This window comes from Mesorhizobium sp. M6A.T.Cr.TU.017.01.1.1, assembly GCF_004023115.1.
In the GTDB taxonomy this organism is placed as follows: Bacteria; Pseudomonadota; Alphaproteobacteria; order Rhizobiales; family Rhizobiaceae; genus Mesorhizobium; species Mesorhizobium mediterraneum.
This window is the reverse complement of sequence record NZ_RZTA01000005.1, coordinates 67,172-82,548: the sequence shown is the minus strand read 5'-3', so window position 1 is coordinate 82,548 and position 15,377 is coordinate 67,172. Positions and strand designations below refer to the sequence as shown.

Annotated in this window: 13 protein-coding genes and 1 pseudogene; 2 read left to right on the top strand and 12 right to left on the bottom strand. The window is 61.5% G+C overall.

The window, feature by feature from the left end:
- The first annotated feature begins 9 nt into the window (after positions 1 to 9).
- Together EOB36_RS02940 and EOB36_RS35660 are read left to right on the top strand one after the other, a co-directional pair.
- Positions 10 to 942, top strand: a complete 933-nt coding sequence (locus tag EOB36_RS02940; protein WP_095484003.1) for a nucleoside hydrolase — start codon at positions 10 to 12, stop codon at positions 940 to 942.
- A 99-nt stretch (positions 943 to 1,041) separates the two neighbouring features.
- A pseudogene (locus EOB36_RS35660) lies at positions 1,042 to 1,242 on the top strand (AbrB/MazE/SpoVT family DNA-binding domain-containing protein); the annotation flags it as partial.
- A gap of 99 nt (positions 1,243 to 1,341) precedes the next feature.
- Here the strand turns inward: EOB36_RS35660 and EOB36_RS02930 are convergent.
- From EOB36_RS02930 to EOB36_RS02875, 12 genes are all read right to left on the bottom strand, one after another.
- Positions 1,342 to 2,427 carry an ABC transporter ATP-binding protein gene (locus EOB36_RS02930; protein WP_095483759.1) on the bottom strand — a complete coding sequence of 362 codons (1,086 nt, stop codon included), beginning with the start codon at positions 2,425 to 2,427 and terminating at the stop codon, positions 1,342 to 1,344.
- Positions 2,428 to 2,439: 12 nt separating this feature from the next.
- On the bottom strand, positions 2,440 to 3,228 hold the full coding sequence (locus EOB36_RS02925) for an ABC transporter permease (protein WP_095483758.1): 789 nt from the start codon (positions 3,226 to 3,228) through the stop codon (positions 2,440 to 2,442).
- Positions 3,229 to 3,231: 3 nt separating this feature from the next.
- The gene (locus EOB36_RS02920) at positions 3,232 to 4,110 is read right to left on the bottom strand and encodes an ABC transporter permease (RefSeq protein WP_128284255.1); all 879 of its coding nucleotides are present in this window, start codon (positions 4,108 to 4,110) and stop codon (positions 3,232 to 3,234) included.
- An 82-nt stretch (positions 4,111 to 4,192) separates the two neighbouring features.
- Positions 4,193 to 5,347, bottom strand: coding sequence for a PotD/PotF family extracellular solute-binding protein (locus tag EOB36_RS02915; protein ID WP_095483757.1), 1,155 nt, complete (start codon positions 5,345 to 5,347; stop codon positions 4,193 to 4,195).
- A gap of 247 nt (positions 5,348 to 5,594) precedes the next feature.
- Entirely contained in the window at positions 5,595 to 6,275 is a 681-nt protein-coding gene (locus EOB36_RS02910) for a GntR family transcriptional regulator (protein ID WP_095483756.1), read from the bottom strand.
- Between the two features lie 101 nt (positions 6,276 to 6,376).
- The gene (locus EOB36_RS02905) at positions 6,377 to 8,014 is read right to left on the bottom strand and encodes a choline dehydrogenase (protein WP_128284254.1); all 1,638 of its coding nucleotides are present in this window, start codon (positions 8,012 to 8,014) and stop codon (positions 6,377 to 6,379) included.
- Positions 8,015 to 8,067: 53 nt separating this feature from the next.
- Complete coding sequence (locus tag EOB36_RS02900; RefSeq protein WP_128284253.1) at positions 8,068 to 9,567, bottom strand: aldehyde dehydrogenase family protein; 1,500 nt, start codon at positions 9,565 to 9,567, stop codon at positions 8,068 to 8,070.
- Between the two features lie 104 nt (positions 9,568 to 9,671).
- Positions 9,672 to 10,583: a dihydrodipicolinate synthase family protein gene (locus EOB36_RS02895; protein WP_128284252.1), complete on the bottom strand. Its 912-nt coding sequence runs from the start codon at positions 10,581 to 10,583 to the stop codon at positions 9,672 to 9,674.
- 109 nt (positions 10,584 to 10,692) lie between these two features.
- Entirely contained in the window at positions 10,693 to 11,775 is a 1,083-nt protein-coding gene (locus tag EOB36_RS02890; protein ID WP_128284251.1) for a Gfo/Idh/MocA family oxidoreductase, read from the bottom strand.
- Entirely contained in the window at positions 11,768 to 12,352 is a 585-nt protein-coding gene (locus tag EOB36_RS02885; RefSeq protein ID WP_128284250.1) for a DUF1349 domain-containing protein, read from the bottom strand. The genes EOB36_RS02890 and EOB36_RS02885 overlap by 8 nt, the downstream gene beginning before the upstream one ends.
- A gap of 76 nt (positions 12,353 to 12,428) precedes the next feature.
- Complete coding sequence (locus tag EOB36_RS02880) at positions 12,429 to 13,457, bottom strand: proline racemase family protein (RefSeq protein WP_128284249.1); 1,029 nt, start codon at positions 13,455 to 13,457, stop codon at positions 12,429 to 12,431.
- A 322-nt stretch (positions 13,458 to 13,779) separates the two neighbouring features.
- Positions 13,780 to 15,297, bottom strand: coding sequence for a peptidase S10 (locus EOB36_RS02875; RefSeq protein ID WP_128284248.1), 1,518 nt, complete (start codon positions 15,295 to 15,297; stop codon positions 13,780 to 13,782).
- Between the last annotated feature and the right edge of the window lie 80 nt (positions 15,298 to 15,377).

Here is a 15,377-nt window from a genome sequence, read left to right as displayed (position 1 = left end):
AACGATACGATGACCACTGCAACTCCCATCCTGTTCGATTGCGATCCTGGTCACGACGACGCCATTGCGCTGGTCATGGCGCATCGCTCGCCGGCCATCAAACTGCTCGGCGTCACCACGACCTGCGGCAACGCCGAGGTCGAGAAGACGACGGCCAATACGCTGCGCATCCTCGAATTCATCGGCGCCGGCGACGTTCCGGTGGCGCAGGGCTGCCACCGTCCGCTGGCGCGGCCCTTGGTGCTTGGCACCGCCGACGGGCCAAGCGGCCTGGAAGGCTCCCCCTACCTGCCGCAGGCAACGATCAAGCCGGTCAAGCAGCACGCGGTCGATTTCCTCGCGGACACATTGCGCGCCTCGCCCGAGCCGATTCTGGTGGTCGCCACCGGCCCGCTGACCAATATCGGCCTGCTGATCCTGAAGCATCGCGACGTGCTGCCCAAAATTAGGGAATTGATCTGGATGGGCGGCGTGTTCTATCGCAGGAGCGAGATCATCACGCCGACCGAGTTCAATGCCTTCTGCGACCCGGAAGCGCTGAAGATCGTCCTGGACAGTAGTGTGCCGATCCTGATGGTCGGCCTCGATGTCACCATGCAGGTGCTGATCGAGGCGCCACAATATGCCGAGCTCGCAACCATCGACACGCCGCTCGGCCGGCTCGTCAACGACTGGCTGCTGTTCTACGAGAAGCTGCATCGCAACTCGATGGGCGTCGGTGGGGCGATGCACGATCCTCTGGTGCTGGCGCTGGCCATCGACCCGACGCTGGTGCGCACGCGTCCCGCCCATATCGGCGTCAATCTGTCGGGCAGCTACGCATTCGGTGCGACCGTTGCCGATTTCTGGGGCGAGCGTGGCGAACAGGACAATGCCCGCATCGCGCATGAAGTCGATGCAGACCGCTTCTTCAAATTGATGTTCGATCTGCTGCGGGATTAGACTGGGTCTTTCGGTCCTAGCCTCCTGCGGATATACATCTCGCCGGACGTACATCTATGGGAGAGCGTGATGCGGGTCTCGAAGTAGGGCGACAGTCTCGCCATCCGTCTTCCCGCCGTTGTCGTCGAGGCGCTCGAACTCAGGGAAGGCGATGAGATTGAAATCCATGTGACCGATGCCGGACGGCTTGGCGTCGCGCGCAAAGCTGCGCCCGAGGAATTGCTGAAACGGCTTCGCGCCTTCCGCGGTCGCCTTCCCGCCGACTTCAAGTTCGACCGGGACGAGGCGAATGCCCGGTAGAACGAGCCGCGGAATGTTTATCAGCCGGTCAGTTAGGTCTTAGCGGCACATATCCTGTGCAGGTTTGCTTTTCCCGAAGATCTGACCGACAGCCGGCAATCAGGCTTCCGGAAGCATGACGACGTTTTCGGAGTCCCAGAAAATTTCTGCCTTCTCACCTGGTTTCGGCAAGCTGGTGCGGGTGCTCCGCTGAACTTGAATCCGAACGCGAATGCCGTTAGCCAGGCAGATGGTGTAGAACGATCTGCTGCCGATGAAGATGACATCCTCGACCTGCCCGGTCGCCGATTGCGTGGTGTCATTGTCTCTGGCGAAGCGGAAAGATTCCGGTCGGATTGAGACGATCACCTTGCCGCGCAATTCGCCGGCGGGAACGACAGAACTGTGAAAGCGGAGCCCCGATGCGGTGACGGCAGTCATGCCGGAAGCATCGTCGCTTGCCATCGTCGCCTCGAACAGATTGGTCTCGCCGAGGAACTTGGCGGCGAACAGCGACCTTGGCGCTGCGTACATGATTTCGGGCCGGTCGATCTGAACGATGCGGCCTTTCTCCATGAGAACGACACGGTCGGAGAGGATCATCGCCTCATCCTGATCGTGCGTGACGTAGACGAAGGTGGCGCCGGTCTCGGCGTGAATGCGCTTCATCTCGACCAGCATGTGCTGGCGGATCTTCAGATCGAGGGCGGCAAGCGGCTCATCGAGCAGCAGGACTTTCGGACCATTGACGAGCGCGCGGGCGAGCGCCACGCGCTGGCTCTGGCCGCCGCTCAACTCGTTGATATAGCGGTTGGCGAAGCTGTCGAGCTGAACGATATGCAGCATGCGCTGGACCCGCTCGCGGATTTCGGCCTTGGGCGTGCCCTTGACCTTCAGGCCGAAGGCGACGTTCTCGAAGACGTCGAGATGCGGAAAAAGTGCATAGCGCTGGAAGACCATGTTCACAGGCCGCCGCTCGGGCGGCTGGTCGGCACAATCCTTGCCATCGATCTTGACGGTGCCGGCGGTCGCTGCCTCGAAGCCGGCTATGAGCCGCATCAGGGTTGTCTTGCCGCAGCCGCTGGGGCCAAGCAAGGTTACGATCTCGCCCTGTTCAATGGACAGGTCTATGTCGCTCAGCGCCTGAAACGAGCCGAACATTTTTTGGGCAGCGGCTATCTCGATCACGGGCGGGCGGATTGTCATGCTTGTCGATCCTTATGAAACGGTGCGGCCTGCGACGGCAGACCTTCTGCGCAGATGGCCGATGAGCCAGGCAATGAAGAGGATGGCGACCGAGAACAGGAGAGCGAGCGTCGAGATGGCGTTGATGAGCGGGGTGACGGTGCGGCGCATCATCGACCAGATATACATGGGCAAGGTCGTCTCGGTGCCGGCGACGAAGGAGGTCACGACGAACTCGTCGAACGATACTGCAAACGCCAGGATGGCCGAGGCGATCAAGGTCGGTGCGATCAGTGGCAGCGTCACCCTGCCGAAAGTCTGGATCTGGCTGGCGCCGAGATCGCGCGAGGCTTCCTCCAGGGATGGATCGAACAGCGCGAGCCGGGCGCGCATCGCCACGATCAGGATCGGCAGGGCCAGCACCACGTGCGAGATGACGATAGTGACCGTCGAGAGCTGGACGCGGGCCTGGGCGAACAGCACCAGAAGCGAGACGCCGACGAAGAGGCCTGGAAGTGCGATCGGCGTCAGGCATAGCACCTCCAGCAGGGTGCGACCTCCCCGCCCCAGGCGAAGCCAGGCGAGCGAGGCGGCCGCCCCAAGGACAAGCGTGATCACCGCGGTGAAACCGGCGACGGTGAGGCTCTTGACCAGTGCCGAGCCTAGCTGGGCGTTGCCAAGCACATCGGCGTACCAGCGCAGACTGAAGCCGGCAAAGGGAAAGGACAGCGAAGGGCTCGCATGGAAAGAAAAGAGAACAATAATCACCAGCGGCATCAACAAGAACGCCAGGATCGACCAGACGACAATTCTGAGGATCACTGGCTACGCTCCCGCTTTCTTTGCAGGCCGGCGCTTCACGATCAGACCTGTTGCACGCCCAAGCCCCATCACGGCGAAATAGATGGCGATCGACACCAGAAACATCAGGAAGGCCTGAGCGGCACCGAGGGGCCAGTTTCCGGTCTTGCGGAACTGATCGGCGATCAGCAGCCCCGTCGTCTGACCCGACGAGCCACCCAGCATCTGCGGCGTGACATAATCGCCCGCGACCATGACGAAGGTCAGCATGAAGGCGCCGACCAGCCCGTTGGCTGCGTTGGGTGCGATGACGCGAAAGAAGGCGCCAAGCGGCGAAGCGCCAAGGTCGCGCGCGGCGTCGACAAGGTCCTTCTTGATCTCGCTGAGCGACGACACCACCAGCAGGATGCAGAATGGCAGGTAGATGTGGATCAGCGTGATCGCGACCGCAAACCGGCTGAACAGGAATACCCCCACCGGCGAGTCGACGATGCCGGCCTGGAGCAGGATGGTATTGAGGACGCCGCTAGTGCCAAGTAAGGTGCGCCAGGCATAGATGCGCACCAAATAGCTGGAGAACCAGGTGATCAGGATAAGATAGAGGATGACCTGCGAGCGGCTGACATAGACGAGGTAATAGCCGACCGGGATCGCAAGCACCAACGTGATCGATGCCGTGACAAGCCCGATCAGGATGGCGTTGATCGTCACCGTCCAGAACAGTGGCGACATCAGCGAATTAAGATAGTTCGAAAACACGAAGTCCGGCACGATCTTATACGAGGCCGCCGTCCAGAAACTGTAGACGAACAGGATCAGGCTCGGCACGACGAAAAACACGACCATGTACAGAACAGCGGGTGCCGCCAGCAGGCTGCCCATGCTAGAGCGCGGTGCCTTCATGAACATTCTCACGGACAAAATGTGCTATCGGCAATGACGCTGATAGCCAACTCTCAATTCAGCCGACTCAAACACGGGAAGTCTACATCCCCGCCTTGAATTCCTGCCACGCCGCGACCCAATCGTCATAGGTGGCATGGGTGTCGGATGCCCGTGGTGGAATGCCGGGCAGGCCGGCTGCGAACATCGTCTCAATGGCGTCATAATCGATGCGGCTGCGCGACTTCTCATCGAGCAATGCCACCGCCTTCTTCGAAACCGGCGCCTGAACCACGGCCATGGCGACCTTGGCCTGCACCGCGGGATCGAGCGACTGGTTGATGAAGGCGTGAGCGGCCTCGATATTGTCCGCCGAAACCGGAATGAACCAGGCGTCCACCCACAGGATCGGACCTTCCTTCGGAATGGCCATCTCGATCTTCATGTTCTGCTGGTCGGTCTGCGTGATGATCGAGGGATCGGCGCAAAGGGCTGCTACGACCTCGCCGGAAACCATAAGGTTTACAAGTTCGCCCTGATTGAGGGCGATGACGCGGGCCTGAGCACGGTATTTGGAGAATTCCGCGAAAGTCTTGCCGAGCTCGTCTTTGGTCAGCAGCGGATATTTGTCACCGAAGCCGGCAACGCGCGCAGCCACGGGCCAGGAGCTTACCGTGTCGTCCATGATGGCGATTTTGCCCTTGAGCGAAGGATCGAGCAGGTCGACGTAGGATGTCGGCTTGGCCAGCTTGTCGGCATTGAACAGGATCGTGTTGAACCCCCAGATATAGGGCGATCCCCAATATTGCCCGTCGGCGAACCATGTCGGCTGGTCGTAGAACTGGCCGAAGAGGTTGTCGGCATTGTAGTTCGGCACTTTCGACATATCGATCGGATTTACGATCTTCATTTCCCGGATGTAGAGATCGGCATAGGCCTGATTGTATTCGGCCAGATCGATGGGCGGCGGATTGCCGGCCACAAATTTTGCCTGCACGTCATCCTGGTTGGCGATCGACGTGGCCTCGACCGTCACGCCGTTTGCCTTGCGCCAGTCCGAAAGCTCGTTGGTCAGGTCATAGCCTTCCCAGGCCATGACCTGGAGTTCGCCACCCGCAGCGGCCTGCGCAGGCAGCGTGGACAACCTCAACAGGAATGCCCCGCCTCCCAAGCCGGCCATTCCGGTGAGAACGGCTCTCCTGCTGACTGCTGACGTGAACAAGCCCGAATTGACCTCGTCTCCTGCTTTGCGTGTCATTGCGGATTCCCCTTTTTCTGATGGCAATTTACGACAACCTTGTTTTACAGGATATTGGATACAATAACCATGGGAGTCAAACGAATTCGTCCCACCACCGCTCGGCTTTGATTGTCTTGTAAAGATTTTGCGGAGGCGTCGCGGCTATCCAGATCGGCTGCGCTCGCGTCAAGCCGATTTTGAACGACAGGGCAACATGTGCGCCCGGATTCGACGCAACGAAAAGGCCGATACAGCTGAAGCAGGATCAGCCGGCGGCTTCGCCCCGCTTCAGTTGGCTGACGATTTCTTCGGCCGCGTCGGCGACATGCTTCTTGAGCAGTCTCGATGTCTCGACGGCGTCACGCAGGCGATAGGCTTCAAAAATGTCACGATGCTCCTGCAGCGCTTTAGTCTGCGCCTTCAACGGCTCGATCTGCAGGCGCAGATAGCGATCCGCCGAACTGTAGAGCGTTTGTAGCACCGCCATTGAACGCGGTCGCATCGACGGTTCGAGCAGCGCGGTGTGAAAGGCCCAGTTGAGGCGGCTGAGTTCCTTCGGATCGCCCCTGGCGATAGCAGCCTCGTAATCACGAAGCGCTCGCTCGACATTGGCGATATCCTGATTGGATAGGCGCGCTATGGCCTTTTTGACGAGGAAGGGTTCCAGCAGAAGCCGCGCATCGAACAGGTCGATCGCATCGTCAGCCGATAGATCGGAGACGACTGCGCCGCGATGCGTCCTGATGACGACAAGACCTTCGGCTTCCAGTTGCAGAAGCGCCTCGCGCACCGGAATCCGGCTGACACCCAACTCGGCCGCTATCGCCTCCTGGCGAATCTGGTGGCCGCCGGGATAGTCGCCCCCGATAATTTTGGCGGCTATATATTCCGCCACCATCGCGGTTACGGTTTGGCGCTGCAACAGAGGCTTGGGCGGTGTCGGCATGGCAGGCGCTTTCAGAATCGTTCTACTTGTCGCAGGATCGTATCCAATATTTCATCCTGGTCCAATCTCGGCTTTGCAATCGAGCTTCCGTTTCCCATCGATCATCGCCGATCCGCATAATCCAGGCTCTCTGGCGGCAGCGGCGAGTGGCCGCGCACGCGGTCGACAAGCTTTTCCGCAATCATCATGGTCGGGCAGTGCAAATTGCCGCTGGTGATGCGCGGCATGACCGACGCATCGATGACACGCAACCCCTCGGTCTCGTGCACCTTGCCGTCGGCGTCGACGACCGACATGTCGTCGACGCCCATACGGCAGGTCGAGCACGGGTGGTACTGCGTGCCGAGGTTTTCCTTTAGCCAGGCAAGCACTTCGCCATCGGGCATCGTCCTGAGCCCTGGCGTCAGGGCTTGCCCGCGCATGCCGTCCCAGGCGCGCTGCTGGATGATCTCGTCAGTGTGACGCACGCCGTCGATCAGATCCCGCTGGTCCTGCGGATGCGCGAGGTAATTGGAAATGATCGACGGATGCATCCGCGGATCGGCTGATTTCAGTGTAACGGCGCCCCGGCTCTTCGGCCGCATCAGGCAAGTCTGGTATTGGAACCCCTCCTCGATGTTGACCTTGCCGTGCATGAGTTCGCCCAGCATCGGCAGAAACTCGTGCTGGATGTTGGCGTAGTCGGCAGCCGCACTGCTCCTGAAGAACGTGCCGACTTCCCAAAGATTTGTCACGCCGAGCCCGGAGCGCATGAACAGCCATTGCGCGCCGATCAGGCCCATTTTGAACATGTTCAGGTCCATGGCGGGCGAGACGCCGCGACGCGATGCCCTGTAACGCACCGAAACGGCAACATGGTCGACCAACCCCTTGCCGACACCGGGCACGTCCGCGACCGACTTGATACCCAGACTGCCCAGTTCGTCTGGGCCACCGACGCCCGACAGCAGCAAAAGCTGCGGCGAGTTGAAGGCGCCGCCGCACAGCACCACCTCGCGTCCAGCCTCGACTGTGTGGGTCGCACCATCCGCCTCGTAGGTAACGCCGACCGCGCGCTTGCCGTCGAAATTGACCCGGTGCACCAGCGCATTCAACTTCAGCTCGACATTGCCCTTGCGGATTGCCGGCCTGAGATAGGCCCTGCCGCCGCTCGCCCGCACGCCCCTGTCGATATTTGCCTGATAGATATGGACGCCTTCCTGGCGATAGGCATTGTAGTCGGGATTGAGTGGATGACCGGCCTGTTGACCAGCCTCGAGAAACGCCTTGAAGACCGGCAGATCGCCTTTGAGTGTCGTGATCGCGATGGGGCCATCGCCGCCTCGATAGGCATTGGCGCCCTTGTCGTAGGTTTCCAGCCTCTTGAAGTAAGGCAGGCAATACGCAAACGACCAATCCGGCAGACCGTCCTGCGCCCACCCGTCGAAGTCGCGCGGATTGCCTCGGACATAGACCATGCCGTTGAGCGACCCGGAGCCGCCCAGCATCTTGCCCCTGACATGCGTGATCATGCGCTCGCCGAGCGCGGCCTCCGGTCCCGTCTCGAAACTCCAGGTCCGGCGCTGGTCGGTCAGCGGGTAGGACATCGCCGCCGGCATTCGAACGTAGATGGAATTGTCGCTCGGGCCGGCCTCCAGCACCAGCACTCGAACGCTCTTGTCCTCGCCTAGCCTGGCGGCGACGATCGAACCGGCGGCACCCGCCCCGACGACGATATAGTCATACGCCTTGGAAGCCATGTCGAACTTACCTTCGCTTGCACCTGACTGGATGTTTCGGCCAGGCTGAGTTCCTATGTCGCCCACCAGATGCTTTTGGTCCGGGAATACTGGTCGAGCGAATGAATGCCTTTGTCCTTGCCGCCGAAGCCGGACGTCTTGAAGCCGCCGAACGGAGTCGTGAAGTCGCCCTCGCAGAAGGCGTTGATCGCCACGAACCCCGCGTCGAGCGTGGCCGATGCCTCGCGAATTGCGTTTGGATTCTCGCCGAAGACATAAGCACTCAGGCCGTATTGCGTGTCATTGGCGCTGCGGATCGCGCTGTCGAGATCGTCGTAGAACCTGACGGAGAGAACCGGGCCGAAGACCTCTTCGCTCCAGGCCTCGGCGCTTTCGGCGACATTGAAAAACACCACCGGTTCGACCAGGCGTGGCGATGTGCCGGTAATTTCTGCTCCCGACACGCTGAGATCATTGTTGTGCCGCTTCTCGTTATCGACGGCGCGATTGACCTTGGCCGCATGGGCGTCGCTGACCAGCGGCCCGATGCGCGTAGCCGGATCGAACGGATCGCCGATCGGCCATTCCTTCATCTTCGTGGCGAGCATGTCGCGAAGATCGGCTTCCAGCGCACGCGGCGCGAGGACCCTCGATATGGATGAACAGAGCTGGCCGGAATTCATCAGGAAGCCGGTCGAAATGTCGTCGGCGAAACGATCGAGCGATTTGACATCAGGCAGGATGATCGCGGGGTTCTTGCCGCCGCACTCCAACGAAATTTCCTTCAAATTCGAATCGGCCGAATAGTGCAGGAAGCGCCGCCCTGTGGCGGTCGAACCGGTGAAATTGATCGCCGAAACGTCGCCATGCAGGCCCAGCGCCTTTCCGGCAACCGCGCCGGTGCCGGGTACGACGTTGATGACGCCAGCCGGGAAACCCGCTTCGATCGCCAACTCGGCCAGCCGCAGCGTGGTGAGCGGCGTATCGTCGGCCGGCTTGCAGACGACCGTGTTGCCGGCCGCCAGCGCCGGGCCGATCTTCAGCGCCAGCGTGGTCAGCGGATAATTCCAGGGCAGGACGATGCCGACCACGCCTTGCGGCTCGCGCACGATCTGGCTGAGCACGCCATTGCGACGGGCAGGGCTGAGATCGTAGGCGGTTTCGGTCAGGCTGGCATACCAGCGCAGCACGCCGACCGTCGTCGGCACATCGTCATTGTAGGAATGCAGGATCGGCTTGCCGACGTCGAGGCTTTCGAGGAGCGCCAATTCGAGCCGATTCTTTTCGACGGCGTCCGCCAGCGCACGGATCAACGCCGCGCGTCCTTCGTGCCCCATCGTGCCCCAGTCTGCCTTGAGCGCCGCACGGGCGGCGTGCACGGCGAGATCTACTTGCCTCTCGCTGGCAAAGGCGACTTCGCTGATCGTCTCCCCATCGAAGGGAGACATGATGTTTCTGACTTCGGAGCCGCCGTCGCGGGAAAACCCATCGCCAATCCAGGACGTATCCAGCCGCCGCGCTGTATCGCGCGTCTGCCTCAGGTCGGACACGCCGAACATTGGAACCTTATCCATGCAATCCATCCCTGGCGCACCTGCCGGCTGCGGCCCCTCGAAAAGCACAACCGGCAACGCGAACTTTTCGTAAGCCCTCGACCCGGCCCGACATCCTTGCGGGATCAGGCGGCCCGACGTGACTGCATCTGCTTGAGCTGTTCGATCGTCGCGGTGATCGTGGCGATGACGCGCTCGCGCTCCTCGCCGGTCAGCGGCAGTCGCGGCGCCCGGGACCATTCAGGCGCGCCGTAGACGAGGTGCTCGGCCATCTTGATGTACTGAACCAGCTTCACATGCGTATCGAGATGGAAGGACGGCGTCATGATGCGATAGAGATCGCGTGCCCCGGCAAAATTCCCGGATGCGCACAGGTTGAAAATCTCGACGCATTCCTTCGGCCAGGCATTGGTCATGCCCGAAACCCAGCCCGTCGCGCCGAGCGACATGCTCTCGACGATCTGGTCGTCGACGCCGCAGAAGATATCGAAGCGGCTGCCCAGTTCGATGAACATGTCGGTGACGCGGCGCACGTCGCCGGTCTCTTCCTTGACCGCCACGATCGTTGGGCATTCGGCCAGCATCTTGAGGATGGCGGGCGTGACGTCGACGCCATAGGCGATCGGGTTGTTGTAGATCATGATCGGCAGGTCGCTGGCGCCGGCGATCGCCTTGTACCATTCGGCCGTTTCGCGCGGGTCGGTCTTGTAGCCGAGGCTCGGAAACACCATCAGGCCTTCGGCACCGTAATCCTGGAACTTGCGAGCGCTCGCGGCCGCGCCGGCGGTCGAAATCTCGGCAAGGCCGGAGAGAAGCGGAACGCGGCTGGCAACGGCTTCCTTGGCTGCCCGGATGACGGCTTCCTTCTCCTGCGGCAGCAGCGAGGCGTTCTCGCCCAGCATCGGCAACACGATGATGCCGGAAACGCCATTGTCGATGAGGCGGTTGATGCTCGCCTGCGTCGCTTCGAGATTGATCGAACCGTCCTGGTCGAGCTTGGTCGTAACCGCCGGGAACACCCCCTGCCAATGCGTCATCGTCTGGTCTCTCCTTGGACTCGCTTTCGCAATAATGTATCCAATCTACAATATTCTATTTTAAAGTCCACTATGAAATCGACCTTGCGGCAGCACCTATACGGGCATGTCACGCCACTGGAACGGGCGGATTTCCCTCGAAGCGCGGCACGGACACCCGCACCCCCTCTTGCGCCGAGCGTCTGACCGCCAGTGCCGTTGCCAGCGAGGCGACGCCGTCCCAACCCGTCGCCGCCGGACGATCGCCATGAAGCACTGCCGCGTCGAACTGGGCGATCGTGGCGGCGTAGAGGTTGGCGGGCTCGACCGGGATTTCCGTCATCTCGGTGCCGCGGCGAAGATGGACCCGACCGGACGGCGCCTCATCCAGGATGCCCCGGCCATAGATCGACCCTTCGGTGCCATGGATCTCAAGCGCGGTCTCGTGATGGGCGAAGACCTGGCCCTCATGCATGTAGGCAATCAACCCGGAAGCGAAGTTGACGATGGATTGCACCTGGTCCTCGACACCATTCTCGCCGATCAGGCTGCTCGCCTTCATCGACATGACCTCGACCGGTTCGTCCGCGAGGACGAAGCGCAGAACGTCGACATTGTGCACGGTCAGGTCGTAGATGACCCCGCCCTGTTCCTTGTCCTTCGTGCGCCAGGTCTGCAACTCCTTGGGCAAGTATTCGCAATACATCGCGCGCGCGGCGAGCGGCCGGCCGATTTGGCCTGTCAGCACCAGGTCGCGGATCGCCCTGTGCGTCGCCGCGCCACGCATATGATGGTTCGTCGCCAGGACGACGCCGGCGCGGTCGCAGGCCCTGGCCATCTCGACGGCATCATACAGCGTCAGCCCGAGCGGCTTTTCGCAGAGCACGTGCAGGCCCGCTGCCGCAGCTTCGAGCGTGTCGTCGCGATGCCTGGCATTGTTGGTCGAGACGTAGACTGCGTCGATCGCGGTTTCGGTAAGAAGCGATTTGAGGCTTGTCGTGGATACCGGTATCCCGAGATCGTCGGCGAATGCGCGGCCGCGGGCGGCACTGCGGCTGACGACCGCCACCAGTTCCGCATCCGGCACGGACTGGATCGCCTTGGCGACCCAGGAGCGCGCAATTTGGCTAGCCCCCACGATCGCCCAGCGGACCTTGCCCGCACCTCGACGCGCGCGGCTCGCGGCCGGCACCGCTTGGGGCGTGTCAGTCATGGAGTTCCCTCGATATCGCCGGGCCGACCGAAAAATCACTGAATGTGACCTCGAAACCTTCACGTTGCGGCGAGCAGCACATCATGCCGACATCGATCGTTTTCGAGGGTGGGAAATAGGCAAGCCGCACCGGCTTCCAGTGGCCGTCGGACGCATCCAGATACTGGATGCGGATCGCTTCGGCGTGGCGGGTCAGTCGGATCCTGACGCCGTCCGGACTTGCCGGAATACTAACCAGCGACCAGTCGGACGCATCGTTGGTGACGACGACGGAGAAATACATCAGCCCGTCGGTGAATTCGATGCCGGCCTTGACCCAATGCGTCTCGCTCAGCCGGACCATCAATCCGGCCTGGTCGTAGAGCACCTTGTAGTCACCCTTGACCGTGACCTCGGCGCTGAAGTCGCCCTCGACCTGGCGATAGAGGAAATGACCGTTGTCGCGCCAGAAATCGTAGAACGTCTCGCGCCAGAAATCGGTCTCCTTGCCGGTGCGCACATTCAAAGTGTTGCCGGAAAACGCGTGATGCAGTGGCGGGTTGAGCCAGGTCAGGTTGGTATTCTTAGATTTCGTCATCGGCTTTTGCCTGTCCGGTTCGCGTTGCGTGATGGGTTTTGCGCAGTCTGATTAGCCGGCAAAGTTTTGTCGGCGGCTACCTGAACCAGGTGTCCGACAGGCGGTAGCCCTCGGGAAATGGATCCTCCGGATCAACCCCGTAGTGGCTCACTCCGGTCAGCCAGGCGCGCCCGGAGATCTCAGTCACCACCGCGGGCACATTGCCCGCCACGGCCGTTTCAACGATGCGGCAATCGAAGACGGTGTCGAGAATCGAAGTATGCCGGAACTTCTCGCCCACAGCGAGATCGCCGCGCGCATGCAGCAAAGCCATGCGCGCCGAGGTTCCCGTGCCGCACGGGCAGCGGTCGAGCCTGCCGGGAGAAACGACCACGGCGTTCTTCGACGTCTTTACGCCGTCGACGACCCGCAGAGGACCGGCGAACTCGGTCTGGTTGATGGTGTTGATCGACGGGTTCTGCGGATGGATCGAGGGAAGCTGTTCGGCCGCTGCCGCCTTGATGCGTTCGCCGAGTTCGATCAGGTCGCGCGCCTCATCGCGCGCCAGCGTGACGCCGACGTCCTCGGCATCGACAATGCAGTAGATCATGCCGCCATAGGCGACGTCGACCCGCAGCGATCCGATCCCTGGCACGTCGACCATCCGGTCGCGATGCATGACGAACGACGGGACGTTGCGGAACGTGATGCGGCGGCATTTGCCACCACTGCAGTCCGCCGTCACCTCGACCAGGCCGGCCGGCGTGTCCACCCTGACAATGGTCTCAGCGCCGCGCATCGGGATCATGCCCGCCTCGAGGGCGACCGTGACCGTGCAGATCAGGTTCGAGCCCGACATCGGCACGAAGTAGTCGGACTCCATGACGATCATGCCGATATCGGCGTCGGCGCGTATCGGCGGCGTGATCAGGTTGACGGCTGCATTGACGCTGCCGCGCGGGTCGAACAGCAGCATGTTGCGAAGCCACGCGCTTTCGCGTTCCAGATTCTCCATGCGCTCGAACATCGTAGCACCCGGCGGCGGCAGGACGCCGCCGGTGATCACCCGGCCCACCTCGCCCTCGGCATGGGCTCCGACGACGGTAATGACGCGATCCAAGTTCATTGGCTTGTATCCTCAGGTCCAGGTTTGTCGACGATCATCACGCACCTGGTGTGCTTTTGTCGCAAGTGGTCCGCGTATTGCATCCAATATATTGGATTATTGCGGCGATGATTTTTTGTCAATGCGCTCATCGAAAAGAGTTGGCGTCCGGCATTCAGGCCGGCGCCGTAGTGCCGGCTGGATCCATCCGGCTAGACGAAGACCATCAGGTGTTGATCGACTACCCGGTCGCAATCGCCACATTCATGGCCGCACGCATCGTTCGAAGGCAGCCAAAGCGTCTTTCACATTCGGAAAGCGAGAATTGCTTCACAAAACCGTTTCATTTCGGCGTTTGGTAAAGCTCGGACGCGGCCTCTCTCAGCGCGCGCCGGCTGTCTGGCCTGAAATACATCATGTGGCCGCCTTCCAGCAGGTCGACGCGGATGGGCTTTGCGCCCGGAAGCGAAGGAATCTGGCCGACAAGGTAGCGTGACACCAAATAGGGTGTCACCAGGTCGGTGTAGCCGTTGACGATCAAAACGCCGAGGCCAGGGTTCAACGCGCGCGCCTGCTGAAGGTCATCCATCACGCCGACATAGCCCTGACGCGTCGGGCTCGTCCCGTAATCCCAATTGCCGCTGACTTCACGGTTGAGGAGCCGGTAACTTAGATCGGTGCGGAATTTCAATTCGTCACGCATATAGCTGACAAAGGCGGAAGTGAGCACCGGCACGCTTCGGTCGAGGACCGGATCAGGACCGCTGTATCTCAGGCTTTCCGGCGCGATGTCCGCCGTTTCGATCGTGCCGTCATAGGCGCTGAGAACATTGCCCCTTGCCCGTGCAAACTCCCTGGCGAAGAGTGCGGTGGGAATGCGTGCAAAGTTTCGTTTGACGAGTTCAAGCGGCAGGCCGGTGATTTCGGCAACGCGCGGGCTCGCCAGGCGCCCACCCTCTTCGAGCCCGCTGGCAAGCGCGACGAGATAGTCGCCAAGCGCATAGCGTTCGACATCGGCCAACCGCTCCTGCAACTCGGAACCGGTGACGCCTTCGCTGCGCAGGCGCACCGCCGCCAGCGACGGGAGCTCAAGCGCCCAGTGAAGCGGCTGGAACTCGTCTGGCCGCACGAGTGTGAACTCGAGCGCCGGCGAGATGAGCACGATGCCGCGAGGACTGATGCCGATGTCATCCTGAAGCGTCTTGGCAAGCAGTGCCGCCCGAAACCCGCCATAGCTTTCGCCGGCAAGAAACACCGGCGACGCTGCGCGGCCCGCCTGTGCCAGATAGAGCCTGATGAAAACGCCCATCGCGGCAGCGTCCTGGTTGACGCCCCAGAAGCTGCGTGCCTCGGTTCCAGGCGCTTCGCGGCTGTAACCCGTTCCGACGGGGTCGACAAAGACCAGGTCGGTCATGTCGAGCCATGTGTTCGGGTTGTCCAAAAGCCTCTGCGGCGATGGGAGAAAACTTCCATTAGCCGCCGTCGCCATCACGCGTGGACCGAGCGCGCCTAGATGCAGATAGGCGGAAGCCGCTCCCGGACCACCGTTGAACACGAAAGTGATCGGGCGCTGGGGATCAGGTTCCCGGCTCGGCTCGGGACGTAGCGTATAGGCGACATGAAAAACTTCCGCGGTGACGTCGCCCTTGCCGGACAGCAATGACAGAGTGCCTGCCTTCGCCTGATAGTTGAGCGTACGTCCCGCGATCACGATCGAATGATCGGAGACCTGCGGAGGCGGAAGCAGCGACAGAACCCCACCCGAAGGCGACGGCCGCTCGGCCACTTGCGCATGGCCGGCCGGAAGGCCGCCAACCAACAGCAACATAGCAAGGGTGATTTCTAGCAGCTTGGCACGCATGACAACTCCGGAACGGAACGACTGGAAGCTACCACGCCGATGGCTCAGCCGAAATCACAGGACCGTGCGCGCCCTCGCGG